This is a genomic window from Acinetobacter sp. WC-141 (genome assembly GCF_000313935.1).
Taxonomy (GTDB): Bacteria; Pseudomonadota; Gammaproteobacteria; order Pseudomonadales; family Moraxellaceae; genus Acinetobacter.
The window spans coordinates 1-521 of the sequence record NZ_AMSS01000064.1 but is presented as its reverse complement, the minus strand read 5'-3'; the positions used below and the strand labels follow the sequence as shown (position 1 = coordinate 521).

Sequence of the window (521 nt, the reverse complement as noted above, 5' to 3'; positions counted from 1 at the left end):
AAGCAAAGCCAAGATAGGTGGTGGAAAATTTAGGCCATTGCGCGCAATTGAAAAACCTTAGCGTGCTATATTTTCCGTTTCCTGAGACGACCCCTATCATTACGACGAACTTGAGCTTCTCGGAATGGAGCAATGTATTTGGTGATGCTAAGTTGACGACTGCACTGCTGGATCGACTGACTCATCATTGCCATATCATCGAAACGGGTAATGAATCCTATCGTTTTAAGCAAAGCACGGAGGAAGCCAAGCAGCGTATAAAGAAACGAGAAGCAGAGAAAGGAGAGTTATTTTAACCGTCGATCAGTGAAGAAAAAGCAACAGCAATTGATCGATTTATCCACAGCAGTGTAGTACGCTACATTGCTTAAATGCCTGGTCAATATTCAACGAGCATCGCTGGTCAATATTAAGTGAGCGTCAACAATCTTGGGCATTTCGGGGTATCTCTGGTGGCACAAACAGGTTTGCAGTTTGACCTTTCCACATCTCAGGGAAAGCTCATGGCTTCTGTGATGTCT

1 pseudogene is annotated in these 521 nt (G+C 44.1%); it reads left to right on the top strand.

Annotation, left to right across the window (positions count from 1 at the left end):
• Nucleotides 1–77: 77 nt before the first annotated feature.
• A pseudogene (locus tag ACINWC141_RS12980) lies at nucleotides 78–296 on the top strand (ATP-binding protein); the annotation flags it as partial.
• Nucleotides 297–521: the final 225 nt, after the last annotated feature.